Annotated in this window: 24 protein-coding genes; 7 read left to right on the top strand and 17 right to left on the bottom strand. The window is 58.9% G+C overall.

All coding sequences use genetic code 11. From position 1 onward, the window contains the following. Window positions 1-2: 2 nt before the first annotated feature. The 5 genes from choW to ACR0B5_RS05185 form a co-directional block, all read right to left on the bottom strand. On the bottom strand, window positions 3-833 hold the full coding sequence (gene choW, locus ACR0B5_RS05205) for a choline ABC transporter permease subunit (RefSeq protein WP_170378502.1): 831 nt from the start codon (window positions 831-833) through the stop codon (window positions 3-5). A gap of 86 nt (window positions 834-919) precedes the next feature. After that, complete coding sequence (gene choX / locus ACR0B5_RS05200) at window positions 920-1,846, bottom strand: choline ABC transporter substrate-binding protein (RefSeq protein ID WP_170478964.1); 927 nt, start codon at window positions 1,844-1,846, stop codon at window positions 920-922. 340 nt (window positions 1,847-2,186) lie between these two features. Beyond that, window positions 2,187-2,966 (bottom strand): carnitinyl-CoA dehydratase, encoded by a 780-nt coding sequence (locus tag ACR0B5_RS05195; RefSeq protein ID WP_480538905.1) that lies wholly within the window; start codon window positions 2,964-2,966, stop codon window positions 2,187-2,189. 3 nt (window positions 2,967-2,969) lie between these two features. Continuing rightward, window positions 2,970-4,985, bottom strand: coding sequence for an acetate--CoA ligase family protein (locus ACR0B5_RS05190; RefSeq protein ID WP_480538903.1), 2,016 nt, complete (start codon window positions 4,983-4,985; stop codon window positions 2,970-2,972). Between the two features lie 2 nt (window positions 4,986-4,987). Next, the gene (locus ACR0B5_RS05185) at window positions 4,988-6,148 is read right to left on the bottom strand and encodes an acyl-CoA dehydrogenase family protein (RefSeq protein WP_480538901.1); all 1,161 of its coding nucleotides are present in this window, start codon (window positions 6,146-6,148) and stop codon (window positions 4,988-4,990) included. A gap of 99 nt (window positions 6,149-6,247) precedes the next feature. Here ACR0B5_RS05185 and ACR0B5_RS05180 point away from each other — a divergent pair, with 99 nt between their 5' ends. Beyond that, window positions 6,248-7,165, top strand: coding sequence for a GlxA family transcriptional regulator (locus ACR0B5_RS05180; protein WP_480538899.1), 918 nt, complete (start codon window positions 6,248-6,250; stop codon window positions 7,163-7,165). A 45-nt stretch (window positions 7,166-7,210) separates the two neighbouring features. Here ACR0B5_RS05180 and ACR0B5_RS05175 read toward each other — a convergent pair whose 3' ends face one another. After that, on the bottom strand, window positions 7,211-8,260 hold the full coding sequence (locus tag ACR0B5_RS05175; RefSeq protein ID WP_480539303.1) for a TauD/TfdA family dioxygenase: 1,050 nt from the start codon (window positions 8,258-8,260) through the stop codon (window positions 7,211-7,213). Between the two features lie 473 nt (window positions 8,261-8,733). Here ACR0B5_RS05175 and ACR0B5_RS05170 point away from each other — a divergent pair, with 473 nt between their 5' ends. Then, a complete protein-coding gene (locus tag ACR0B5_RS05170; RefSeq protein WP_480538897.1) occupies window positions 8,734-9,768 on the top strand; it encodes an NADP-dependent oxidoreductase in 1,035 nt (344 codons plus the stop codon). Window positions 9,769-9,851: 83 nt separating this feature from the next. On the opposite strand, the gene ureG is transcribed toward ACR0B5_RS05170, so the two are convergent. From ureG to ACR0B5_RS05130, 8 genes are read right to left on the bottom strand one after another with little or no spacing between them, the layout of a single operon-like run. Continuing rightward, entirely contained in the window at window positions 9,852-10,472 is a 621-nt protein-coding gene (gene ureG / locus ACR0B5_RS05165; protein ID WP_480538895.1) for an urease accessory protein UreG, read from the bottom strand. Then, entirely contained in the window at window positions 10,469-11,134 is a 666-nt protein-coding gene (locus ACR0B5_RS05160) for an urease accessory protein UreF (protein WP_480538893.1), read from the bottom strand. Before ACR0B5_RS05160 ends, ureG begins: the two co-directional genes overlap by 4 nt. Beyond that, window positions 11,106-11,558 (bottom strand): urease accessory protein UreE, encoded by a 453-nt coding sequence (gene ureE, locus ACR0B5_RS05155; RefSeq protein WP_170549323.1) that lies wholly within the window; start codon window positions 11,556-11,558, stop codon window positions 11,106-11,108. Before ureE ends, ACR0B5_RS05160 begins: the two co-directional genes overlap by 29 nt. Before the next feature lie 19 nt (window positions 11,559-11,577). Then, window positions 11,578-13,338, bottom strand: a complete 1,761-nt coding sequence (gene ureC / locus ACR0B5_RS05150) for an urease subunit alpha (protein WP_480538891.1) — start codon at window positions 13,336-13,338, stop codon at window positions 11,578-11,580. Continuing rightward, a complete protein-coding gene (locus ACR0B5_RS05145) occupies window positions 13,338-13,643 on the bottom strand; it encodes an urease subunit beta (RefSeq protein WP_170643278.1) in 306 nt (101 codons plus the stop codon). The genes ureC and ACR0B5_RS05145 overlap by 1 nt, the downstream gene beginning before the upstream one ends. Next, entirely contained in the window at window positions 13,640-13,801 is a 162-nt protein-coding gene (locus ACR0B5_RS05140; RefSeq protein WP_475219644.1) for a hypothetical protein, read from the bottom strand. The genes ACR0B5_RS05145 and ACR0B5_RS05140 overlap by 4 nt, the downstream gene beginning before the upstream one ends. A 15-nt stretch (window positions 13,802-13,816) precedes the next feature. Continuing rightward, window positions 13,817-14,119, bottom strand: a complete 303-nt coding sequence (locus tag ACR0B5_RS05135) for an urease subunit gamma (protein WP_480538888.1) — start codon at window positions 14,117-14,119, stop codon at window positions 13,817-13,819. A gap of 1 nt (window position 14,120) precedes the next feature. Beyond that, the gene (locus ACR0B5_RS05130; protein WP_480538887.1) at window positions 14,121-14,894 is read right to left on the bottom strand and encodes an urease accessory protein UreD; all 774 of its coding nucleotides are present in this window, start codon (window positions 14,892-14,894) and stop codon (window positions 14,121-14,123) included. A gap of 443 nt (window positions 14,895-15,337) precedes the next feature. On the opposite strand from ACR0B5_RS05130, the gene urtA reads away from it, so the two are divergent. From urtA to urtE, 5 genes are all read left to right on the top strand, one after another. After that, the gene (urtA, locus tag ACR0B5_RS05125) at window positions 15,338-16,618 is read left to right on the top strand and encodes an urea ABC transporter substrate-binding protein (RefSeq protein WP_480538885.1); all 1,281 of its coding nucleotides are present in this window, start codon (window positions 15,338-15,340) and stop codon (window positions 16,616-16,618) included. Between the two features lie 61 nt (window positions 16,619-16,679). Next, complete coding sequence (urtB, locus tag ACR0B5_RS05120) at window positions 16,680-18,632, top strand: urea ABC transporter permease subunit UrtB (protein ID WP_480538883.1); 1,953 nt, start codon at window positions 16,680-16,682, stop codon at window positions 18,630-18,632. A 3-nt stretch (window positions 18,633-18,635) separates the two neighbouring features. Then, on the top strand, window positions 18,636-19,865 hold the full coding sequence (gene urtC, locus ACR0B5_RS05115) for an urea ABC transporter permease subunit UrtC (protein ID WP_480538881.1): 1,230 nt from the start codon (window positions 18,636-18,638) through the stop codon (window positions 19,863-19,865). Then, complete coding sequence (gene urtD / locus ACR0B5_RS05110) at window positions 19,862-20,602, top strand: urea ABC transporter ATP-binding protein UrtD (protein ID WP_170479001.1); 741 nt, start codon at window positions 19,862-19,864, stop codon at window positions 20,600-20,602. Before urtC ends, urtD begins: the two co-directional genes overlap by 4 nt. Before the next feature lie 3 nt (window positions 20,603-20,605). Next, entirely contained in the window at window positions 20,606-21,301 is a 696-nt protein-coding gene (urtE, locus tag ACR0B5_RS05105) for an urea ABC transporter ATP-binding subunit UrtE (RefSeq protein ID WP_170467337.1), read from the top strand. Between the two features lie 15 nt (window positions 21,302-21,316). Here the strand turns inward: urtE and ACR0B5_RS05100 are convergent, their stop codons facing one another. The 3 genes from ACR0B5_RS05100 to ACR0B5_RS05090 all read right to left on the bottom strand — a co-directional run bounded on the left by ACR0B5_RS05100 (window position 21,317) and on the right by ACR0B5_RS05090 (window position 23,263). Continuing rightward, window positions 21,317-22,414 (bottom strand): M56 family metallopeptidase, encoded by a 1,098-nt coding sequence (locus ACR0B5_RS05100; protein ID WP_480538878.1) that lies wholly within the window; start codon window positions 22,412-22,414, stop codon window positions 21,317-21,319. Then, on the bottom strand, window positions 22,401-22,796 hold the full coding sequence (locus tag ACR0B5_RS05095) for a BlaI/MecI/CopY family transcriptional regulator (RefSeq protein ID WP_170378547.1): 396 nt from the start codon (window positions 22,794-22,796) through the stop codon (window positions 22,401-22,403). Before ACR0B5_RS05095 ends, ACR0B5_RS05100 begins: the two co-directional genes overlap by 14 nt. Before the next feature lie 65 nt (window positions 22,797-22,861). After that, window positions 22,862-23,263, bottom strand: coding sequence for a DUF2160 domain-containing protein (locus ACR0B5_RS05090; RefSeq protein WP_480538877.1), 402 nt, complete (start codon window positions 23,261-23,263; stop codon window positions 22,862-22,864). Window positions 23,264-23,269: the final 6 nt, after the last annotated feature.

The raw sequence follows: 23,269 nt of genomic DNA, 5'->3' as shown, positions 1-23,269 counted from the left end.
GATCAATGCTCCACTCTGAGGACGCGATCGAGGATGATCGCAACAACAACGATGACAAAGCCAGACTCGAAACCAAGGGCCGTGTTCACCTGATTGAGCGCCCGTACGACTGGAACACCCAAGCCGTCAGCACCGACCAGAGCGGCAATCACAACCATCGACAGCGAAAGCATGATGGTCTGGTTCAGCCCTGTCATGATCTGCGGCAGTGCGTAAGGCAGTTCGACCTTCCACAGGGTCTGGGATTTGGTCGCGCCAAAGGCCTCAGCCGCCTCAAGCAGAGGGGTCGGGGTCGAGGAAACACCCAGATGGGTCAGGCGGATCGGAGCGGGCAACACGAAAATCACGGTTGCGATCAGGCCCGGCACCATGCCGATACCAAAGAATACGATCGCAGGGATCAGGTAGACGAAGGTCGGCAGGGTTTGCATCAGGTCCAGCACCGGCCGCATCGCCACGTAAAGCTTGGGCCTATGCGCCGCCGCGATGCCAATAGGCACGCCAATCGCCATACAGACCAGACAGGAGGATAGAACCAGAGTCAGGCTTTCCGTCGTTTCTTCCCAATATCCCTGATTGAGAATGAACAGGAACCCCAGCGCCACGAACAGGCAAACTTTCCAATTCCGCTGCAACAGCCACGTGATGCCTACGAAGACGCCCACAACGATCAAAGGATGCGGGGTTTGCAGCACCCACAATATGCCATCAATCAGCGCCTCAAGAACCCAGGACAACCAATCGAAAAATGGCTCCCCTATTTCTTGGAGCCATTCAAAAACCGCTCGGGCCGTCTTGCCGACGGGTATCTTGTTGTCGGTCAGCCAATCCATCTGTCTGCCTTTCAGAGTATTCCGGGCCTGAGATCAGGCCACAAAAAAGCCCTCCGCCACAGACACGCGGCGAAGGGCGTTTAAGGTTATTGACCCAGTGCTGCGCTTACTGCGGCGACGGCGTCACCACCGTCACGGGTCGTGACACCGTCCAGCCATGGGGTATAGGCATCCGGGTTGGCTTTCAGCCATGCGCTGGCTGCATCTGCCGGGTCTTCGCCACCATCCAGAATCGCGGCCATGATCTCGTTTTCCATCGCCAGAGAGAATTCCAGGTTGTTCAACAGCGCGCCAACATTCGGGCATTCCTCGGCATAGCCTTTGCGGGTGTTGGTGAACACGGTCGCGCCGCCGAAGTTGGGGCCAAAGAACTCATCACCACCGGTCAGGTAGGACATCTCGAAATTGGCGTTCATCGGGTGCGGTTCCCAGCCCAGGAACACAATCGGATCGCCCTTGCGCGAGGCGCGATCGACCTGCGCCAGCATGCCTTGTTCAGAGCTTTCTGCGACTTCGAAACCAGAGAGGCCAAACGAATCGCCGTCGATCATGGACTGAATCAGGCGGTTGCCGTCATTGCCCGGCTCGATTCCGAAGATTTTGCCGTCCAGAGCATCGGAGTGCGCTGAAATATCGCCGAAATCCTTGATGCCCAACTCGGCGGCAGCCGCGTTGACGGCCAGCGTGTACTTGGCGCCTTCTAGGTTCGCGCGCACGGTTTCAACTGTTCCCGCCTCGCGATAGGGCGCGATATCGCCTTCCATCGTCGGCATCCAGTTGCCCAGGAACACGTCGATATCGCCTTCGGCCATCGAGGTGTAAGTCACTGGAACGGAAAGGATCTTGATCTCGGTATCATACCCCAAAGCGTCAAGAATTGTTGTCGTCGCGGCAGTGGTCGCCGTGATATCGGTCCAGCCGACATCCGAGAATACGACCTCGTCGCAATTGGCCAATGCCGCCCCGGCAGATGCCAGAATGGCAAGGGTTGAAATGGTGGTTAGGGCTTTCACTGGAGCCTCCCTGTTTTTTTGATTGACTGGTTAGTTAGGAAAAATAAATGACACATAGTCAAGACTTATTGTTCACATGCGGCTGGATTCAGGCAACCGTTTCTGTTGCTGGCTAAACAATTCAAGGATTGCGTGGCATGGGTTTTCGGTTTGGCTGTGTGCGGATTGCGGCACATGTTTGAGGTGCTGATGTCCCGAGGGACAGGCATGTCCTATTGCAATATGACACGCGAATGCAATCCGTTAGCCGGCCTCGCAAAAAGCGTTAGGCGCAGCTGATCAGGTGTTTCGGCCCCATCGAAAGACGGAGCCGCCGAGGGGGTTCAGACCCCAGATTTGCTTACTTGCCCTTCCAGACAGGATCGCGCTTTTCTGCAAATGCGCGCGCGCCTTCCATCTGGTCCTCACTGGCATAGAGCGTATCGATAGTTCGCAGTTGCCGCTTGGTAATACGGTTCATGGTGTCCTGGAACTTGCTGTCTTCGGCATCGCGAACGACCTCTTTGATCGCGGCATAAACCAGCGGCGGGCCCGAGGCCAACAGGCGGGCCAGCTCCCACGCGCGATCCATCAGCTGATCCGCGGCTACGATCTCATTCACCAAGCCCCAACGGTCGGCCTCTTCCGCGTCGAACCAGCGACCCGTGAGCAGCAACTCCATCGCGATGTGGTACGGGATGCGCTTGGGCAGTTTGACACTGGCCGCATCAGCCACGGTGCCCGAGCGAATTTCCGGCAGGGCAAAACTCGCATGGTCTGCGGCGAGGATCATGTCGGCGGATAGCGCAAGCTCCAGACCTCCGCCGCAGGCAATGCCGTTCACGGCTGCAATGACGGGTTTGTTCATGTCGCGCAATTCCTGCAGACCGCCAAAACCGCCAACACCATAGTCCCCATCGACCGCATCGCCATCGGCTGCGGCTTTCAGGTCCCATCCGGGGCAAAAGAACTTCTCTCCCGCACCTGTCAGGATCGCGACGCGCAGGTCCGGGTCGTCGCGGAACTCGGCAAAGACGTCACCCATGATGCGGCTGGTCGCCAGATCAATGGCATTGGCTTTGGGCCGGTCCAATGTGACCTCAAGAATCGCGCCATCACGGCGGGTTTTGATCGGGTCCATATCTCAGGCCTTTCTGATGAGGGCATCCACGGCCACCGCCTTGTCGGGCGTGCAGAGGAGCGGGTTAATTTCGACCTCGCCAAGCGTATCGGCGTTTTCCATGACATAGGCCTGAACGACCTCAACAGCGGCCACGATGGCATCCATATCAGCCGCCGGTTGACCGCGATAGCCTGCCAGAAGCGGTGCAATCTTCAATTTGCCCAAAGCGCTGCGGATGTCGTCAGCGGAACTGGGCACCAGCAGGGAGGCGGAATCGCGTAGCACTTCGGTCAGCACACCGCCTGCACCCAGAGTCAGGACAAATCCATGCGCTGGGTCGCGCACCACACCCACAAGTAGCTCAGCTACTGTTCCGGTGATCATCTCTTCGATCAGAATTTCAGGGGTGCCGATGTCCGCGGCGACGTCGGCCACGTCTTCGGCAAGAACACCCAATCGCACGGCCGCGTGTTCTGACTTATGAGCCAGCCCCACGCCCTTGACCGCAAAGGGCGCGTCCATGTCCTGAGCGGCAGCGCGCGCCTGGTCGGCACCTGCGACTGTGCGGTTTTGCGGGATGCGCAATCCGTGCTCGGCCAGAACGCGTTTGGACTCGCCTTCGGTGAGAGTCCGATTGGCCTCGGCCGTTCCGGGCAGTGTGACCGGTGTGTCTGAAGGAGCTGTGATCTGGCCCGCCGCTTCGGTTGCGGCAAGAGCTTCGCGCAGCCCCATGAAGGGCACCACGCCGCCGTTCATAAGCTCTTGCGCTACATCTTCGGGCAGCAACTCGGGCAAAGTCGCGGCAACAGCAAATCGCGCGCCGGTCTCCGCACGCACTTTCATTGCCGCACGCGAGGCATAGACCCAGTCGCTCGCATCCGTGGTCGGATAGTCGAGGATCGAGAAAGTCAGATCGATGTCGTCGCCCGTTATCCCAGCCCAAGCCTGTGCCATCGCCGCTTCATCCCGCCAGATATAAGTGTGGTAGTCCAGTGGGTTATTCAGCGCCACCATCGGTCCGAGTGCCTCTCGCAGGTGGGCTTTCTGACCGTCGCTTAGGCGGGGAAAGGACAACCCGGTTCCAACGGCCATGTCAGCGATCAGGCTCGCCTCACCGCCGGAACAGCTGATCGAGGCTATGTTGTTACCCGGAAGCGGGCCATAGCAATGCAGCAGTTTCAGCGTCTCCAGAAAATCGGGCAAGGCCGATAGGCGTGGAATGCCGAGACGCTCCAAAATGGCCTGCGCACCCGTGTCGCTTCCGGCCAGAGAGGCGGTATGCGACACGGTTGCGGCCTGAGCCTGCTCGGACGCGCCGACCTTGAGCGCCACCAGAGGGATACCTTTGGAGTGGGCCTTCTGCGCCAGAGCCTCCCATTCGCGGATGTCTTTGAAGCCTTCAATATGTAGGCCAACTGCAGTCACACGCGGATCGTCCAGCAAGGCCGAGGCAATCTGCGCCTGACTGGTTTGCGCCATGTTCCCGCAGGTCACCATATAGGCGATGGGCAGCGCGCGTTTCTGCATGGTCAGGTTGATCGAGATATTCGAACTTTGCGTCAGGATCGCAACGCCAGAGTCGACCGGCTTGGCCCCGTGTTGGTCGGGCCACAACAAAGCCCCGTCTAGCGCGTTTATGAAACCATAGCAATTGGGTCCCAGAATGGGCATGTCGCCCGCTGCTGCCACCAATTGTGCCTGCAGATCGCCGCCTGTGTCATCCTCAGCCGCGGCCTCGGAAAAACCTGACGCAAAACACACCGCTCCACCCGCGCCGGTGGCAGAAAGGGTGCGCACCGCCTCAATCGTGGCATGGCGGTTGATGCCGATGAAAACGGCATCCGGCGATGCTGGCAGGTCTTCGAGTCTGGCATAGGCCCCATGGCCAGCGATCTCGGTTGCTTTAGGATGAACAGGCCAGATCTGACCCGCATAACCCGTACGTTCAGACTGTAGAATGACCTGCTGACACCAAGCTCCACCACCGATCACAGCGATGGAGTTCGGGCGCAAAAGCCGGGTGAGGTCTTTGGTCATCGTCAGGCGCCCAGTGGACGCAGAAGATCACGGCTGATGATGTGACGCTGGATTTCGCTGGTGCCATCCCATATCCGCTCAACCCGCGCGTCACGCCAAAAGCGTTCGATCGGGAAGTCGTCCATCAGACCCATGCCACCATAGATTTGCAGCGTCGCGTCGGTGACCCGCGCCAGCATTTCCGAGGCATAAAGCTTAGCCGAGGCGATTTCGCGGTTCGAAGGCAGGTTTTCGTCCAGGCGCCAGGCAGCAGACAGAGTCAGCCAATCCGCGGCATCAATCTCGGTGATCATATCGGCGATCTGGAACCCAATGCCCTGGAATTTGCCGATGGGCTGGCCGAACTGCTTGCGCTCGGCAGCATAGTTCAGCGCATAGTCGAAACAGCGCCGCGCCCGACCCACCGAGAATGCCGCAACCGTCAAACGGGTCGCATAGAGCCACTCGTTCATGACCGCGAAACCACCATCGACCTCGCCCAGAACCTGAGCGTCCGGCAGGCGGCAATTGTCGAAGTAGAGGATGTAGTTCTTGTAGCCCTTGTGGCTGACCGAGTTATACCCCTCGCGCACCTGAAACCCGGGCGTTCCGCGATCCACCAAGAAGGTTGTGATCCGTTTTTTTGGCCCTTTTGGTGTTTCATCCACACCGGTCGCAATGAAGACGATGAAGAAATCCGCGTGTTCTGCGCCCGAGATGAAGTGTTTGGAACCGTTGATGACCCAATCGCCACCATCCTTTACAGCCTGACACTTCATCCCACGCACGTCCGAGCCCGCATCCGGTTCGGTCATCGCCAGCGCATCCATCCTTTCGCCACGCACAGCTGGCAGCAAATAGCGTTCGCGCTGTTCATCATTGCAGGCCATCAGAATGTTCTGCGGACGACCGAAGAAATGGGTCAAAGCCATCGAGCCACGACCCAGCTCGCGCTCGACCAGCGTAAAGTCGAGATGCGAAAGGCCTGCGCCGCCAACCTCTTCGGGGAAGTTGCAGGCATAAAAACCCAGATTGATGCATTTCTGTTTGATCTCTTCGCCCAGCTCATGCGGCACCTGACCGGTGCGTTCGACCTCGGCCTCATGTGGGTAGATTTCGTTTTCGACAAAGCTGCGGACTGTCGAGACGATCATGTCCTGTTCTTCGGTCAGACCAAACTGCATGGCGCGATATCCTTGGATAGGTGATTGACGCAGGAAACGAGATTCCTCATGGTCACGGCATGCAGTTTTCGCCATCTATCATGCAAAGTTGGTAAAATTTTGAGTCACAGATTTAACATTCTGCTGTTCGATGGATTCTCGAACCACTGCCTCGCCAACATGGTCGAGCCTCTGCGGGCGGCAAACACTCTGTCCCGGCAGTCTTTGTATGAGTGGCGGTTCTGTTCCGTTGACGGAGAACCCGTCCACAGCTCCAGCGGGCTTGCGGTGACGCCGGATGTCGCCTTGACCGACCACAAAGGGGATGTTCTGGTCGTGATGCCCTCCTACGGGTTCTTGCAATTGGGCACGCCCCGTACCCTACGCGCCCTGTTGGCGGCTGCAAAAAGGCACGAACAGGTGGCCGGGCTGGATACCGGCAGCTGGTTGATGGCGCAGGCCGGGTTGTTGGATGGGCAGCGCGCGACCATTCACTGGGATGAGCTTTCCCGATTTGAAGAAGCCTTTCCAGCCGTGGACGTCGTACAAGAGCGTTATGTCATTGATGGCGCTCGTCTGACCTGTTCCGGGGCGATGGCGGCGTTTGATCTTGCACTGGCGCTTATCCGCACGGATCACGGCCCGCTGTTGTCGATGGAGGTCGCCCATCTGTTTATGAGCCGTGGCCGGAGCGACCACTATGCCTTACCGATGCAAACCGAAGACACTCTGGTGAATCGCGCCCTGGCCATCATGCAAGCAAACCTTGAAACACCGCTGTCGATCACGCAGGTCGCGCGCAAAGCGGGCTGCACTCAGAAACGGCTGGAAATGCGCGTTCAGGCGGACCTGAAAACCACGCCGCAAGCGCTCTATCGTCGGTTGCGTCTGAACCTTGCGCGCAGGCTGACCGAAGAAACCGAGCAATCCATCGCCGAAATCGCCGGTCGGTCTGGGTATGAAAATGCCAGTGCTATGACCCGCGCCTTCAAGGCCGAGTTCGGGCAGACCCCCTCGGCCTTCCGCAACAGAGTGTAGAGGGACAGCGCCGCCCCAAGACGGCGCTGCTTTAATGTCAGGCGTTTAGCGCGACAGAACGCGCAGGCGGCTTTCGAATTCACCACGGTCCACGTAGCACCCATGCAGGTGGCGGCGGCCTGTATTGGGATCGAAGGCCGACCGCCCATGCAGTACGCGGCGGTTGTCAAAGACCACCATTTCGCCCCCCTTCAGCTTGAGCTGAAGCAGGTATTTGGGATCGCGCGTCATCGCCATGAACTTCTGATAGGCGCGGTAGTAGCGCGGCATCAGAGCGGGCTCGATATCAAGGAAATCCGCCAGATGCGCGTTGAAGCAGATCTCGATCACGTCGCCGTTTTCATCGCAGGTGATGACCCGTTTACGCGAGTGGATGTCCGTTTCTCTATCATGGAACCGGAACGGGATCGAGATGTCGCACAGGGCGTCAAAGGCATCGGGGTCTTCCAGTTTCAGATCCTCTGCCACCGCATAGCCATCGCAGAACAGCGACTCACCGCCCTCAGCCTCGTTTGCGAGACAGTGCAGGAACTGGAACCCCGGAGGCAGTTCCTGATTGGTAAGGTCAGTGTGCAGCGGCAACGCAACCGGCGTATAGGCAAGATTGTTCGGGTTGGGTTTGGATTTGACTTCGAAGGTTAGTCCAAAATTTGTCTCGCGCAGAAAGCCGATCCGGCGCGCGACATCCATGCCAGCCTCAGTGCTGTCGGCTAGATGGTCCACGATGCTCAGCCCGTATTGACGCGCTGCGATCAACCAGTCCTTCAAAGCGCTGTCCTGTGTCAGCAACCCATCGGCGTTCGCGCGGGGAATACCGGCGGGCGAGAGTTCGGCCCGCCATGTGACAAAACCGGTATCGGCCGAATCGAAAGCAGGTTGCCCAGGGCGGCGATCGCGCAGCCAGTCCAGATCAAAAACGGTGGGCGCCTGATCTTTGGCCCAAACAACATGCAGGCTGTTGTCGGACTGGAAGGCCTGCACGGCCTTGATATCCAGCGCAATGGCGGTGAGGTCGGTCAGGCGCTCCTGCGTCTGTGGGTGGAACCCAGCAGGGTCGTTTTCGCGTAGCCAGATGAATGGGAAATCCCCGGTCATATGGTCGGGCCAGGTGATACGCACATGTGTTTCGGCCAGTTCAACCTGAACCGGTTTCGAGAGAGTTTGAGTTGTCATTTTAGTCTTTCGCGTTGAGTTGAAATTCGGGTTCAATCTCAGCGCGGGGATGGGGGCGGCCACCAATCATAGGCCTTCCTGTAGGGATGCCCGGGTCGGCGGCCCAACGTCGCTGGTATTTCTAAGCTGGATGGCATGCGAAGGTCTGCTTTGGGGGGCTATCTCTTTGCGAAGGCTTAAATTGTTTTGCGGCGCAGTCAAACGGAAAACGCGCCGGAAAATGTAGAATCAACGGCAATCTTCAACCCTGCTGTTTTGCTGAGCAAACCCTGCGGCACAAAGGTGTGAAAAGATTGACGCGCCGCCCGAAATACAGAACGGTGTGACAAAATTCGAGGCCCCGACGCTTGTGACGTGCCGGCGCGACAAACCAGACTCAGCAGAGAGACAAGATCATGCCCCAGACTGCAGACACAAACCGCCGCATCGTTTTGAACGAACGCCCAAAGGGTGAACCCGATGACAATACTCTGCGGCTGGAGACAAGGGATATCCCTACTGCGGGTGCAGGAGAGATGCTGGTCCGCACCTGCTACTTGTCACTGGACCCGTATATGCGCGGGCGGATGAATGACGCAAAATCCTATGCCGAGCCTGTGGCGATTGGCGGGGTCATGACCGGACAAGTTGTGGGAGAGGTTTTGACCTCGAACCTCGACGGTTTCGAGGCGGGCGACTACGTGCTTTCGGGCAGTGGTTGGCAGGACTATGCGATCTCGGACGGGACCGAGGTCATAAACATGGGGAAAGCGCCCCAAAACCCGTCCTGGGCGTTGGGTATTCTGGGTATGCCCGGCTACACCGCTTATGCCGGGTTGCTACAGATCGGCGAACCCAAGCCCGGAGAAACTGTGGTCGTTGCTGCCGCTTCCGGCCCGGTCGGAGCAACCGTCGGGCAGATCGCCAAGATCAAAGGGTGCCGGGTCGTTGGCGTTGCGGGCGGGGCCGAGAAATGCGCGCATGTGGTGGAAAATCTGGGCTTCGACGCCTGTATCGACCACAAAGCTGCCGATTTCGCTGATCAATTGCGGGCCGCCTGCCCGGATGGGATTGACGTCTACTTCGAAAATGTTGGCGGCAAGGTGCTTTACGGTGTCCTGCCTTTGCTGAACGCTTTTGCGCGCATCCCGATCTGCGGCGTGGTCTCGTGGTACAACCTGCCTGGCTTGCCGGATGGCCCGGATATGGGGCCTGCGATCATGGGCACACTGCTGCGGATGAAAGTGAAGGCACAGGGGTTCATCATCTTCGACAGCTTCCCGGCCTCGCTCTACAAGGAGTTCGTCCGGGATATGACCGGCTGGATTCAGGACGGATCGGTCAAATATCGCGAGCACATGGTCGAGGGGCTGGAGGCCGCACCCGAGGCGCTGAACCAGCTGCTACGCGGTGAGAATTTCGGCAAGATGGTGGTGAATGTCGGGGCCTGATCGCCCCGGTCGGCCTCTAGACAACATAACACTCCAAGTATGAAGTGACAGTCGCCGCTCCGATCTGCGGCGACTGCTTTCCTTCAGGCGGTTTCAAGCCCACCAATCGCAGCAAGTGCGCTGACGATTTCGGGCACGCCCTGCCGTTGACGCAACGAGGCAAACAAGAATGGTCGGCCTTTGCGCATGCGCGTGGCGTCTTTCTGCATCACCTCAAGTGACGCGCCCACATGCGGGGCGAGATCGGTTTTGTTGATGATCAGCAGATCCGATTTCGTGATCGCAGGCCCACCCTTGCGCGGGATTTCTTCGCCCGCAGCCACATCAATCACGTAGAGCGTCACATCCGCCAGTTCAGGGCTGAACGTCGCCGACAGGTTATCGCCGCCGCTTTCGATCAGCACGACCTCAATCTCCGGGTGGCGCGATTGCATCTCGGCCACGGCCGCAAGGTTGATCGAGGCGTCCTCACGGATTGCGGTATGAGGGCAACCGCCGGTTTCAACGCCGATGATCCTGTCCTGAGGCAGGATCTGCATCCGCATCAGCGCCTCTGCGTCCTCTTGGGTGTAGATGTCGTTGGTGATCACGCCTACCGAACAGACATCGCGCAACGCTTCAGACAGCGCGGCGGTCAGGGTGGTTTTGCCCGCGCCGACGGGGCCTCCGATGCCGACACGAAGGGGGCCGTTCGTACTGCTCATGTTCGGAAAATCCTTGAATACTGTGTTTCATGCTTCATTGCCGCGATATCCGGGAGGAAGCTCGTCGAACTGAGGTCCTCCAGACCCGCGTCCTGCGCCTTTGCGGCAATCGTTGCACAGAGGGGTGTCAGGTCCCGTATCAGCCGCTGCGCATCGGTTTGCCCCAAGGGAACAAGGCGCGTTGCGCAGGCGACCAGATTGCTCAGGAACGCCTGCAGGAACATCTCAGTAACCAATGGCAACGGCAAATTCTGCAATCGTGCCGCACGCCCTACCGCCACCGGATAGGTCAGGTGCTGCAACTCCAAGCCCCAGACATCCCCGGTCACGGTTCCAAACGCCTGTCCGAGCAAACTGGTTTCCATCAACCGCTCGGATGAGGCGCTGAACGCGCGGGCTGTGGCGTCGATGTCGGTCAAGTCGACCGGGGTTTCGGCCGCGTAGGCCGCCCCCAGAAAAAGCGCGTCGTTCCAGCCAGAGCCATGCTCTAATACGTCCGACACCCAGGCGCCCGTATCCTGAGGGCAGGCAACCGAACCAAGTTCAATAGCGGCCTCCAACCCATGAGAATAGGCGAAGCCGCCAACCGGATAGGCCGGTGACAACCATTGCACCAAGGTCAGGATATCGGAATTAGTGGGCGTGGCCATGTGTCCTGCCATGACCATAAGCGCCGCCTTCGGGGGTGAAAGGTTCAACGACCTCTTGGATTTCGGCCCCCAGTTTCAGCAGCATGTCTCGAATGACATGATCGCGTTGTATCAGGAGCCGGTCGGTTTCGATCTGACAAGGTGTGTGGCGATTACCAATATGCCACGCAAGGTGCAGCAGATTATCCCCGCTGATTTCCAGCAACTCTTCCGGTGCGGCGATGATTTCAATCTCGCGCCCATCCTCCAGCACCAGAACCCCACCATGGTCGAGGGATTTCGTGTGCGCCAGATCGACCAAAAAGGACTCACCATCATCTGTGGCCAGCATTTTACGGCGCAGAAAACGCCCGTCATAGTCCAGCGAGACCTGAGCATGCGCCGGATCGTGGTGGTGATCGTGATAGATTCGGGCGGTTTTGATCGCAGTGGTCATCGTGGCCTCCTTTTTCAAATCAGAACATGAAATAGCGCTGCGCCATCGGCAGCACTTCGGCAGGTTGACAGGTGAGCAGCTCCCCATCGGCTCGGACCTCATAGGTTTCCGGGTCAACCTCGATCTGGGGCGTTGCGTCATTCAACAGCAAATCCTGCTTGCCGATATCGCGCGTGTTGCGCACGGCGACGGTTTGTTTCGCCAGACCCAGTGTATCACCAATCCCGCCCGCTTGCGCAGCCTCCGAGACAAATGTGATCGCCGAGTTTTCAACCGACCGGCCGTAAGCTCCGAACATGGGGCGGCTATAGACCGGCTGCGGCGTAGGGATCGAGGCATTCGGGTCGCCCATCTGTGCACAGGCGATAGTGCCACCCAACAAGACCATTTCGGGCTTCACCCCGAAAAAGGCCGGGTTCCACAGGACCAGATCGGCGCGTTTGCCTTCCTCGATACTGCCAATCTGATGGCTCAGGCCGTGCGCAATCGCCGGGTTGATGGTGTATTTCGCGATGTAACGACGGACCCGCAAGTTGTCATTGTCACCTGTTTCCTCGGACAGACGGCCGCGTTGCTTCTTCATCTTGTCGGCGGTCTGCCATGTACGGATCAGAACTTCTCCGACCCGGCCCATAGCCTGACTGTCCGAGGCAATGATGCTGAACGCGCCCATGTCGTGGAGGATATCCTCGGCCGCGATCGTCTCGCGCCGGATGCGGCTTTCGGCAAAGGCCACGTCCTCGGGGATGGATTTGTCGAGGTGGTGGCACACCATCAGCATATCCAAATGCTCTTCCACCGTGTTCACGGTGAAAGGCCGTGTGGGGTTGGTTGAAGACGGCAAAACGTGGTTTTCGCCGCAGATCTTGATGATATCGGGGGCGTGGCCGCCGCCTGCGCCTTCGGTGTGGAAAGCGTGGATCGTGCGGCCTTTCATGGCGCCCACGGTGTTCTCGACAAAACCGGATTCGTTCAGCGTGTCGGTATGGATCATGACTTGCACATCCATCGCGTCGGCCACCGAGAGGCAGCAATCGATGGCGGCGGGGGTCGTGCCCCAATCCTCATGCAGTTTCAGAGCGCAGGCACCTGCGTTGACCTGCTCCTCCAGCGCCGCAGGCAGAGAGGCATTGCCTTTACCCGCAAAGGCCAGGTTCATCGGAAACGCATCGGCGGCCTGCAACATCCGCCCGATGTGCCAAGGCCCGGGTGTGCAGGTGGTGGCCAGAGTGCCATGCGCAGGGCCCGTCCCCCCTCCCAACATAGTGGTCAGGCCGGAATGCAGCGCATCTTCGATCTGCTGAGGGCAGATAAAGTGGATATGGCTGTCGAAGCCCCCTGCAGTCAGGATGCGCCCCTCGCCCGCGATAGCCTCGGTGCCGGGACCGATGATGATATCGACGCCGGGCTGAGTATCGGGATTCCCGGCCTTGCCGATCTTGGCGATACGCCCGTCTTTCAGACCCACATCCGCCTTGTAGATACCCGAGTGATCCACGATCAGCGCATTGGTGATAACCGTATCCACGGCCCCCTCGGCCCGAGTGGCCTGAGACTGCCCCATCCCATCGCGGATCACCTTGCCGCCGCCGAACTTGACCTCTTCGCCGTAGAGCAGCGCATTTTCGCCCGTCCCACCAGTAGCGGCAGCGCCCGCACGTTCAGCGGTCAGGTCGCGTTCGACCTCGATCACCAGATCGGTATCGGCCAGCCGCAGCTTGTCGCCGGTGGTGGGGCCGAACATGGCGGCATAGTCAGAACGTTTGATTGTTGCTGGCATCAGAGCGACCCCATGACCTTTTGATTGAACCCATAGACCTTACGCGCGCCGCCGATTGGGATCAGCGAGACCTCGCGCGCCTGACCAGGCTCGAACCGAACGGCGGTGCCCGGCGCGATGTCCAGGCGCAGCCCGTGTGCCGCTGCTCGGTCGAAGTCGAGCGCCGGGTTGGTTTCGGCGAAATGATAGTGCGAGCCGACCTGAACCGGGCGGTCGCCGGTATTGGCGACCATCAGAGTGATTGCCTTTGCACTTGCATTCAGGGTGATCTCACCCTCGGCCGGGAACAGCTCTCCGGGTATCATTTGTTCAACTCTATCATCAGCGCGATTGCGGCCAGTGCGACAACCGCCAGGCCAACGCCAAGGGTCGCGTAGTCCATGCCGTGCGCATGGATATGCGTATCGGTGTGGGCGGCGGCAGGGCCTGCAACGATCAGGGCGGGGAAGAGCATACGGGTCATATCTTGGTTCCTTTGTTAGCGAATGGGGTTGTGGACAGTCACAAGCTTGGTGCCGTCGGGAAAGGTGGCTTCGACTTGAACCTCATGGATCATCTCGGGCACGCCCTCCATGCATTGGTCTCGGGTGATCACTTCGGCCCCGGCCTGCATCATGTCAGCCACCGAGCGACCGTCGCGCGCACCTTCGACCACAGCGTCGCTGATCAGAGCGATAGCCTCGGGGTGGTTCAGCCTGACCCCTCGGGCAAGGCGCTTGCGGGCAACTTCGGCGGCCATGGCGACCATCAGTTTGTCTTTTTCACGAGGGGTCAGGTTCATCTCAGATCATCCAGCATCGGGGAAGAGTGTTGTTGTTGAGTTGCCGCAGAACCGGCATCAGCGCACGGCGCAGGGCAAAGCTGTTTTCGGCCAGCATCCGGATCACCAGCAGATCGTTTTGGATCAGCGTGGCACCCGCCGTGTCGGGCAGCATCTGGCGCACCGTGTCCAACTGCCCTTCGGCCGAACTGCAGGCAAAGACGACGAGCGCCATTGCACCCGCCCCGTCTGCGATATGAAGTTTCGCGAGATGGGCGTGCATGTCGCCTTCAAATCGCATTGTATCCAAGAACAGAGGGACTCCGCCGCGCCGAATTTCGATCCGGTCCCGCAGACGGATATCGGTCAGAGTTTCGCCCATCGCCGCGCGCCCGAAGACCAAGGGTTCCACCATAAGCAGCGTCGCGTCCGGCTCCATTTCGACCAATAGCCGACGATCCAGAGCACTGCCGTTGAACAGGATTGTCTCTTGCGGCATCCAGTTCATGCGAGCACCGGATGCGACGGTCATGTGATTGACGACCTGTCCATAGGGGCCGGGCTGCGCCTTGTAAGCGCGCTCACAGGCCTGCGTCGTCATCGTCAGCGTAGTACCTTCACCAGCTGTTCCGGAGAACCGAAACGCATCCCCACCGGTGACGCCACCAGCAGTGTTCAACAGAACCGCATCCAACGCGTGCGATTCTGCGCGCGGGAACAAGCACTTAAAAGAACCAGATTGGCGGAATACGTCCAGAACCGACCGCATGCCCAACGGTTTGGTGCTAATCGACACGGCCCCCTTGGCACGGGGAGGGGTTTTGTCCGTGATGGGCGTTATATGGGCAAGTCGCGTAATTGGTCACCCCCGAGGCGTCAGTTCATGCCCTGTGTTTCGGGTCTCGGATGGCGGAAAACCATTCTCGGGTGTCGTAATCGAACACAAAACCGATGCAGGTGACCAAATTTTTGGCACACAGTCGGGCAATGGATTAAAAATTAATCAGATGCGGCTGATTTTTGCATTTACCTGACCGACAGGTTGCCAAGATTGCCGCGATGCAGAAACCGTATGGGTGCTCGTCGGGGGAAACATCTCGAAGGGTGTGTGACGGCTGCGCGAATTGGACCTCGAACACAACCGCCACACGATAACGCAACAACAGTTGCGGGGATCAGGTAGAAGAAGAGTGCGCCTTTGTGCAAGCCCTCTCTCCCGGCCCCGCCCAGGAGGATTACATGAAATCGCTCAAATCCACGCTCGCCGGATCACTGGTATTTGCCGCCATGGCCACCGCCGCACTGTCGGCTGAAGACACGATCAAGGTTGGCGTGCTGCATTCGCTGTCCGGCACGATGGCAATCTCCGAAACGACGCTGAAAGACACGATGCTGATGCTGATCGATCAGCAAAACGCCAAGGGTGGCCTGCTGGGCAAGCAGCTTGAGGCGGTTGTTGTCGACCCGGCCTCGGACTGGCCGCTATTTGCCGAAAAAGCGCGCGAGCTGCTGACCGTGCATGAGGTGGACGTGATCTTTGGCAACTGGACCTCGGTCAGCCGTAAATCGGTTCTTCCCGTGATCGAAGAGCTGAACGGCCTGCTGTTCTACCCAGTTCAGTATGAAGGCGAAGAATCCTCCAAGAACGTCTTCTACACCGGTGCCGCGCCGAACCAGCAGGCAATCCCTGCAACCGACTATTTTCTGGAGGAACTGGGGGTCGAGAAATTCGCTCTGCTCGGCACGGACTATGTCTACCCCAGGACCACCAACAATATTCTGGAAAGCTATCTGAAGGGTAAAGGCATCGCGGACGAGGATATCTTCGTCAACTACACGCCCTTTGGTCATTCTGACTGGTCCAAGATCGTGGCGGACGTAGTCGCGCTGGGTGCAGATGGTAAGAAAGTCGGCGTGATCTCGACCATCAATGGCGACGCAAACATAGGATTCTACAAAGAGCTGGCGGCTGCGGGCGTTTCGGCGGATGACATTCCGGTCGTAGCCTTCTCGGTCGGTGAGGAAGAACTCTCGGGTCTGGATACCACCAACCTGGTCGGTCACCTGGCCGCGTGGAACTACTTCCAGTCGGCAGATACCGATGTGAACGCCGAATTCGTTGAGACGTGGAAAGCCACCATGGGTGAAGAACGCGTGACCAACGACCCGATGGAGGCGCATTACATTGGCTTCAACATGTGGGTAAACGCCGCGACCGAGGCGGGCTCGACCGAGGTCGACGCCGTGCGCGCCGCGATGTACGGGCAGGAATTCCCGAACCTGACCGGTGGCACTGCCGTGATGCTGCCGAACCACCACCTGGCCAAGCCGGTTCTGATCGGTGAGATTCAGGAAGATGGCCAGTTCGATATCATCAGCGAAACAGACGTCGTTCCAGGTGATGCATGGACCGACTTCCTGCCAGAATCGGCGGTTCTGATCTCGGATTGGAAAGAGCTGGGTTGCGGTATGTACAACACCGAGACCAAAACCTGCGTTCAGACCCTGTCGAATTACTAACCTTCTAGCAAGGCGGGTATCATCGCCCGCCTTGCCCTAAAGACACCTCGGGTTTCACCTCATGTTACGACTATTCCTTGCGGGTCTCGCAATCCTGTGCGCCTGCCTACCGGCCAATGCGCAAGAGAGCGGTTTGCAACCGATCCTGCAAGAGCATCAGGAAATCATCGCCAAAAGCTCGCGCAAGACGATCAAACCGGCGATTGATGCGATTGCCAGCAGCGGTCTACCGCAAGCGCAGGTGATGCTTGAGACATGGGCCGCCAAAGACGTGTGGATGCGCAAGTCGGACGGCCTGTTCTTTTCGGGTAAAAAGGCCGAGGGCCGCTCGTATGAGCTGACCGATTTCGACACCGGAGAAGTCGTTGGCACGTATCAAAAATCCGATCTGAAACAGTTGAAACCCAATAGCGGCATTCGCGCGATGATCGGGACGGCTTTGGTTCAGTTCCAACTGACCGACCCGGATCGTGCGAAACGTCTGGCCGCCTTGACGTCTATCCAACGCGATCCCGAAGGCGCTCTGCTGGAGCCGCTGCGCGCCTCAATTGAGGACGAGCCCGATGCCGATCTGAAAGCGCAGAAGCAACGTCTCGAGCGGTTGCTGACCATCGGCTACGACGAAGATACCGCAGCACGTGTGGCTGCGATTGAAGACATGTCCGACGATCTGGGTGTGGACGTCCGCGCGGCTCTGAACCCTTTGGTCGTGACGAATCGACATACGGGCACAGATCTGCCCTCTGATGCGAATATCGCCGCCATTCTAGATCCCGGATCAGAAGCCCTGTCGCGGGATGAGGCATATGATCTGTTGGTTGCCAAAGAACTTGCCGCACCGCGTACATCGCCCGACGACATACGCGCCGCACTGGCCGCCAATATCGACGGAGGCCGCGTGGGGGGCATTCCTGTCGCGCAGCTGAACTCTGACACCACGCGTGCTCAGGCTTACGCTGTTTTAGCCGAAGCCGGCCTCGTGCCTGCTTTGATCACCGAGGCCGACATCGATTCTGCGTTGGAAACGCATGTCTTCTTTGAGACCTATGCCGAACCCTCACCCGAAATCACAACCGCAGCCGAAAAGGCGCTGGAACAGATCGAGCTGAAGGTCGGATTGAACCAGACCCTCGACCTGACACTGGACGCAATCTCATTGGCGTCGATCTATTTCCTCGCTGCCATCGGTCTGGCTATCACCTTTGGCGTGATGGGTGTGATCAACATGGCCCACGGTGAGTTCATCATGATGGGCGCATACACCGGCTATGTGGTTCAGCAATTCATCCCCGACCATACGCTGTCGATCATCGTCGCCATTCCGATGGCTTTTGCCGTCACCTTCGCCATGGGCGTCGCGATGGAGCGGCTGGTAATCCGCTGGCTCTACGCCCGCCCGTTAGAGACGCTACTGGCGACGTTCGGCATCTCGATTGCCCTCCAACAGCTGGCCAAGAACATCTTTGGTACGCAGGCCCGACCGCTGACCGCGCCCGGCTGGCTGGACGGGGCGTGGGTGCTGAACGATGTGGTCTCGATCAGCTATATCCGTATCGCGATCTTCGTTCTGGCGCTGATCTTTCTGGGACTTTTCCTTTACATCATGAAGCGCACCCGGCTGGGGCTAGAAATGCGCGCGGTGACTCAGAACCCACGCATGGCGGGGTCGATGGGGATCAATCCGGGGCGGGTGAACATGCTGACTTTCGGTCTTGGCTCCGGCATCGCAGGGATCGCAGGAGTTGCGATTGGTCTGTTCGCCAAGGTCACGTCTGATCTGGGCAGCGACTATATCGTGCAAAGCTTCATGACCGTGGTTGTCGGCGGGGTCGGCAACATCTGGGGCGCGCTGGCGGGCGCAGGCATGATTGGCTTCCTGCAAAAGGGCATCGAGTGGATGAACCCGTCGAACACCCTCGCGGCGCAGACCTACATGATCATCTTCATCATCATTTTCATCCAGTTCCGGCCACGGGGCATCATCGCCCTCAAAGGCCGCGCGGCGGGGGATTGAGCCATGGAACGCAGCTTTGTCGCCAAGAACCCCTCCGTACTTGTCTTTCTGGCCATCCTGTCCCTGTTCACATTGGGCGTGACCGTCCTGTCCGAAGGGTTCGGGATCGGCGTGATCTCAACCAGTTTCGTCAAGACGTTGGGCAAGACCCTGTGCCTGTGCCTGATTGCCGTGGCGATGGATCTGGTCTGGGGCTTTACCGGCATCCTCTCGCTGGGCCATTTCGCCTTCTTCGGGCTAGGAGGCTACATGATCGGCATGTGGCTGATGTACGAACGCACGCGCCTGATCGTGGTCGAGTCTCTGTCGCAAGCCGAAATCCCACCGACCCCGGCTGAGGTCGTGGACGCTATCGGTACACAGATTTTTGGCGTGGTCGGATCATCGGATTTTCCGCTGATCTGGGCCTTTTCCCATAGCCTGACCCTGCAACTGATACTGGTCGTTTTGGTGCCCGGACTTCTGGCGCTGATCTTCGGCTGGCTGGCCTTCCGCAGCCGGGTGACAGGCGTGTACCTGTCGATCCTGACCCAAGCCATGACGCTCGCGTTGGCCCTCTACCTGTTCCAGAACGACAGCGGATTGCGCGGCAACAATGGCCTGTCGGGCCTGCAAAACCTGCCGGGTGTGACCGCCTCGCAGGACGTGGTGTCGATCTGGTTCCTTTGGGCCTCGGCGCTGGCACTTGGCTTGGGCTATATACTCGCGGCTTGGGTTGTTTCGGGCAAGTTCGGCTCGGTCATCCGTGGCATCCGCGACAACGAGGCACGTGTGCGGTTCCTTGGCTATTCTGTCGAGGTTTACAAACTGGCTGTCTTCACCCTGACTGCCTGTATCGCAGCCATCGCGGGGGCGCTCTACTACCCGCAGGCCGGGATCATCAACCCCGAGGAAATGGCCCCCATCGCTTCGATCTATCTGGCCGTCTGGGTCGCCATTGGTGGGCGTGGTCGCCTGTATGGTGCGGTGATCGGGGCGGCTTTCGTCAGCCTGCTCAGCACATGGTTTACCGGCGGACAGGCGCCGGATATCCCGCTGGGGTTCTACACGATCAAATGGGTCGACTGGTGGCAGGTGCTGCTGGGCGTCTCCTTCGTACTGGTAACTCTGTTCGCACCAAAGGGTATCGGTGGCCTGTTCGACCTCTGGACCAACCGCCGTGCGCCGCAGCGCCACGGTGCGCCGCTTGGCCCCGACGACAGCGCCCTGCGCGAAAAGGAGGCAACGGAATGAGCACTCTGCTAGAGGTTAGCGGCGTTTCGGTTACCTTCGACGGGTTCCGCGCCATCAACAATCTCTCCTTCCAGATCGGCGAGGCCGAACTGCGCGCCGTGATTGGCCCGAACGGGGCTGGAAAGACGACCTTCATGGACATCGTCACAGGCAAGACGCGGCCAGACGAAGGCCGCGTGATCTGGGGGGAGAAATCCGTCTCATTGCTGCGGATGAGCGAGGCGAAAATCGCGCAGGCCGGGGTTGGTCGGAAATTCCAGAAACCTACCGTGTTCGAGGACCAAAGCGTTAGAGAAAACCTCCTGATGGCCCTGAAGAACAAGCGCGGGTGGCTGGGTGTCTTATTCTATCGGCCCTCAGCGGACGATCTGGAAAAAGTCAAAGAGCTAGCCGATGAGATCGGCCTGAAGGACGAGCTTGACCGCAAATCCGGTGAGCTGAGCCACGGGCAGAAACAATGGCTTGAGATCGGGATGCTGCTGGCGCAGGAACCGCGCCTTCTGCTGGTTGACGAGCCTGCTGCTGGGATGACCCCGCAGGAGCGCGAACACACAACTGATCTGCTGGTTCAAGCCGCCAAGACCCGCGCCGTTGTGGTCGTCGAACATGATATGGAATTCGTCCGCCGCCTGAACTGCAAGGTCACCGTCCTGCACGAAGGCTCGGTTCTGGCCGAGGGTTCTCTGGACCATGTGACATCAAATCAGGACGTCATCGACGTCTATCTGGGGCGTTGAGCGATGCTGAAACTGAACGATCTGACCCTGCACTACGGCCATTCACAAATCCTCAACGGTATCTCAATGGAAGCCGAGAGGGGTGAGGTGACCTGTGTGATGGGCACCAATGGTGTCGGCAAGACCAGCCTGATCAAGGCGATCTCGGGCACCCATCCCCGCTCTGGCGGGTCGCTGACACTGGACGGCGAAGCCCTTGGCCCGCTGCCTGCGCATCAGATGGCCTGGAAAGGTGTCGCCTATGTCCCGCAAGGGCGCGAGATTTTTCCGCTTCTAACAGTGCGCGAGAATCTCGAAACCGGGTTCGCCTGCCTTCCTGCGGCTGAACACTTCGTGCCGGATGAGATCTTCGATCTTTTCCCGGTTCTGGCCCAGATGCAGCATCGGCGCGGTGGAGATTTGTCCGGTGGCCAGCAACAACAGCTGGCGATCGCCCGGGCGCTGATCACAAAACCCCGGCTCTTGCTGCTGGACGAACCCACCGAGGGGATTCAGCCCAACATCATCCAGCAGATCGGCGAAGTGATCCGCCACCTACGCGATCAGGGTCAGATGGCAATCCTACTGGTCGAGCAATATTTCGACTTTGCCTACGACCTCGCCGACCGGTTTGTGGTGCTGCGTCGGGGGGAAATCCTGCTGGAAGGCCGCAAGCAGGATGTGTCACGGGATCAAGTCCTTCAAGGCGTCTCGGTCTGACCGAGACGTCACTTGTCAGTTGCCGCTGTTGCGACGTTCCAGCCGCTCAAGGTTGACCACTGTCGAAAGCATAAGCCGGTCTTGGCTCCACCCGTCGGTCTCGCGCAAACTGGCGGAGCCCCAAGCCAGGACAATCGCAAAGATCAGGCTGAAAGACAGAACCATCGCATGCAGCGGATGACCCCCTTTGGGTCCGTCTGCCAAAGCGATCACACGCTGTCGCAGCACCCGTTTCGCTTTATTCCCATTGACCAGCGCAACATTCAGAACCTGCGGACGCTCGCGCGAGACGGTGTGGGCGCAATAGTCCAGCAGGCATTTGGCATAGTCCACCGTATCCAGTCTGCGTCTGGCAACAATGGCCTGATCGCAACCAAGTTCGCGCAGCCGCTCAAACTGATAGCGCAGGATGTGATAGGCCGGATTCCAGAAAAACAGCGGGCGCAGAAACTCCAGCACCAGCTCCCATTCGACGTCGCCGCTGCGGACATGCTGGAACTCATGCGCAATCGCGAACCGCAATTCGTGACGGTCGTTCAGCAGGTTGCTGGGCAAGATCACGTGACGACGGCGCAGGCCCCGCACGGCAAAAGGAACTTTGATGTGATCCGACAGACGGACATCCACCTTGGCCGAGCGTTTCCACAGGAAACTGTCCAGCACCGTCTGACGAATTTGCAACGCAGCCCAGATCACGCGGATGACCAGCGTGGACGAGACCAATGCCAAAGCCGCAAGAGCGGCAATCGCCCAGACGGAGCTACCATCCAAAGCCGCCTCGACCCAGCGCTGGCGCGTGTTCAGCAGTGTTTCAAACTGGGTTGCAGGTAGCGCGATCTCACCCCTCAGATAAGCCGCAACGGCTACGTCGCCGATGGCCATCGGCTGACCTGGCCAGATGAACTCGAACAGATGCGCCGCCCCAAAAGCCAGCAGCGGGCTTAGCATAAGGCAAAGCACCAGCGCTCTGAGCAGGCGAAACTGATCGGAAAAGGACAGTCGCATCGAGGTTCGAGACAGGACAAATCGAGCTGCGAACCACAACACGACCGATAGGATCAGAACAAAATTCAGTTCGAGATAGGCATCGAGAACCGGCTTAACCGCTGTCATTTTGCAGTCTCCTTTCTACCAATGCCCGAATATCCTCAAGATCCGCCTCGCTCAGACCCGCATCATCGACCAAGCGCGCCACCAGCGAGGCTGGTGTGTTGTCAAACAACGTCCGCGAGAGGTTCTGAAGCGAGCGGGCCTGATACCGATCCTTGTCCAGAAGCGGGCTGTAGATCAGGGTTTTTCCGTCCTTGCGGCTTTCGACAAAACCTTTTTCGTCGAGAATACGCAGGATCGTTGCACCTGAAGTATAGGCCAGATTCCGTTCCGGTGGCAGGCGGTCCAATACATCACGCACCGAGCCTTCCCCTAGGGCCCAGAGCTCGTTCATGAACTCCAGTTCAACCTCGGTCAGCAGATTTGTCGTCTTTTTCTTTCGCATCGCTCTTGGTGTCGTCATGATTGGTGTGCCTGTCAGACAAGCATCCTTTCGTGTTTTGTCAAAGCCTAAACTTTCCAGAAAACGAAGAAACCCCAGCCGATGGACAGAAACAGCGGTGTCCAGACCGGTTGGCCAACGAAACCGAGCCAGGCCAGAAAGATATAGGCCGAGCCAAGCAGCGTGATGAACAGGCGGTCGCCCAGCGTTGTGGTCAGACCCAGCACGCCCTTGCGTTCAATGCCATCGCGGAATTTGAACCCTTCCAGCACGCCGATCAGCGCAATGGCCGAGAAGATGCCGACGAACAAAGCCAGCGTGGCTGGCGTCCAAGCCATCCAGAAATCAGGCCAAAGCGGATCGGTCCATGAAAAGCCTTTTTCCTCTTGCTGGCCGACGCTGCCCCAACCCGCCTGCTGGGCAAATACCGCAGAGGGCAGGAAGGGAAGGATGAAAAGAAGTTTGCGCATATCGAA

Source organism: Ruegeria sp. AG1 (assembly GCF_056541705.1).
The sequence above is the reverse complement of the archived record's forward strand: the minus strand, read 5'-3'. Positions and strand labels throughout refer to the sequence as shown.

Coding starts and splice junctions, on each gene's coding strand:
- choW (WP_170378502.1), bottom strand. CDS start 833: ATGGATTGGCTGACCGACAACAAGATACCCGTCGGCAAGACGGCCCGA.
- ACR0B5_RS05195 (WP_480538905.1), bottom strand. CDS start 2,966: ATGGACCCGATCAAAACCCGCCGTGATGGCGCGATTCTTGAGGTCACA.
- ACR0B5_RS05190 (WP_480538903.1), bottom strand. CDS start 4,985: ATGACCAAAGACCTCACCCGGCTTTTGCGCCCGAACTCCATCGCTGTG.
- ACR0B5_RS05185 (WP_480538901.1), bottom strand. CDS start 6,148: ATGCAGTTTGGTCTGACCGAAGAACAGGACATGATCGTCTCGACAGTC.
- ACR0B5_RS05175 (WP_480539303.1), bottom strand. CDS start 8,260: ATGACCGGGGATTTCCCATTCATCTGGCTACGCGAAAACGACCCTGCT.
- ACR0B5_RS05170 (WP_480538897.1), top strand. CDS start 8,734: ATGCCCCAGACTGCAGACACAAACCGCCGCATCGTTTTGAACGAACGC.
- ureG (WP_480538895.1), bottom strand. CDS start 10,472: ATGAGCAGTACGAACGGCCCCCTTCGTGTCGGCATCGGAGGCCCCGTC.
- ACR0B5_RS05160 (WP_480538893.1), bottom strand. CDS start 11,134: ATGGCAGGACACATGGCCACGCCCACTAATTCCGATATCCTGACCTTG.
- ureE (WP_170549323.1), bottom strand. CDS start 11,558: ATGACCACTGCGATCAAAACCGCCCGAATCTATCACGATCACCACCAC.
- ureC (WP_480538891.1), bottom strand. CDS start 13,338: ATGCCAGCAACAATCAAACGTTCTGACTATGCCGCCATGTTCGGCCCC.
- ACR0B5_RS05145 (WP_170643278.1), bottom strand. CDS start 13,643: ATGATACCCGGAGAGCTGTTCCCGGCCGAGGGTGAGATCACCCTGAAT.
- ACR0B5_RS05140 (WP_475219644.1), bottom strand. CDS start 13,801: ATGACCCGTATGCTCTTCCCCGCCCTGATCGTTGCAGGCCCTGCCGCC.
- ACR0B5_RS05135 (WP_480538888.1), bottom strand. CDS start 14,119: ATGAACCTGACCCCTCGTGAAAAAGACAAACTGATGGTCGCCATGGCC.
- urtA (WP_480538885.1), top strand. CDS start 15,338: ATGAAATCGCTCAAATCCACGCTCGCCGGATCACTGGTATTTGCCGCC.
- urtB (WP_480538883.1), top strand. CDS start 16,680: ATGTTACGACTATTCCTTGCGGGTCTCGCAATCCTGTGCGCCTGCCTA.
- urtC (WP_480538881.1), top strand. CDS start 18,636: ATGGAACGCAGCTTTGTCGCCAAGAACCCCTCCGTACTTGTCTTTCTG.
- urtD (WP_170479001.1), top strand. CDS start 19,862: ATGAGCACTCTGCTAGAGGTTAGCGGCGTTTCGGTTACCTTCGACGGG.
- urtE (WP_170467337.1), top strand. CDS start 20,606: ATGCTGAAACTGAACGATCTGACCCTGCACTACGGCCATTCACAAATC.
- ACR0B5_RS05100 (WP_480538878.1), bottom strand. CDS start 22,414: ATGACAGCGGTTAAGCCGGTTCTCGATGCCTATCTCGAACTGAATTTT.
- ACR0B5_RS05095 (WP_170378547.1), bottom strand. CDS start 22,796: ATGCGAAAGAAAAAGACGACAAATCTGCTGACCGAGGTTGAACTGGAG.
- ACR0B5_RS05090 (WP_480538877.1), bottom strand. CDS start 23,263: ATGCGCAAACTTCTTTTCATCCTTCCCTTCCTGCCCTCTGCGGTATTT.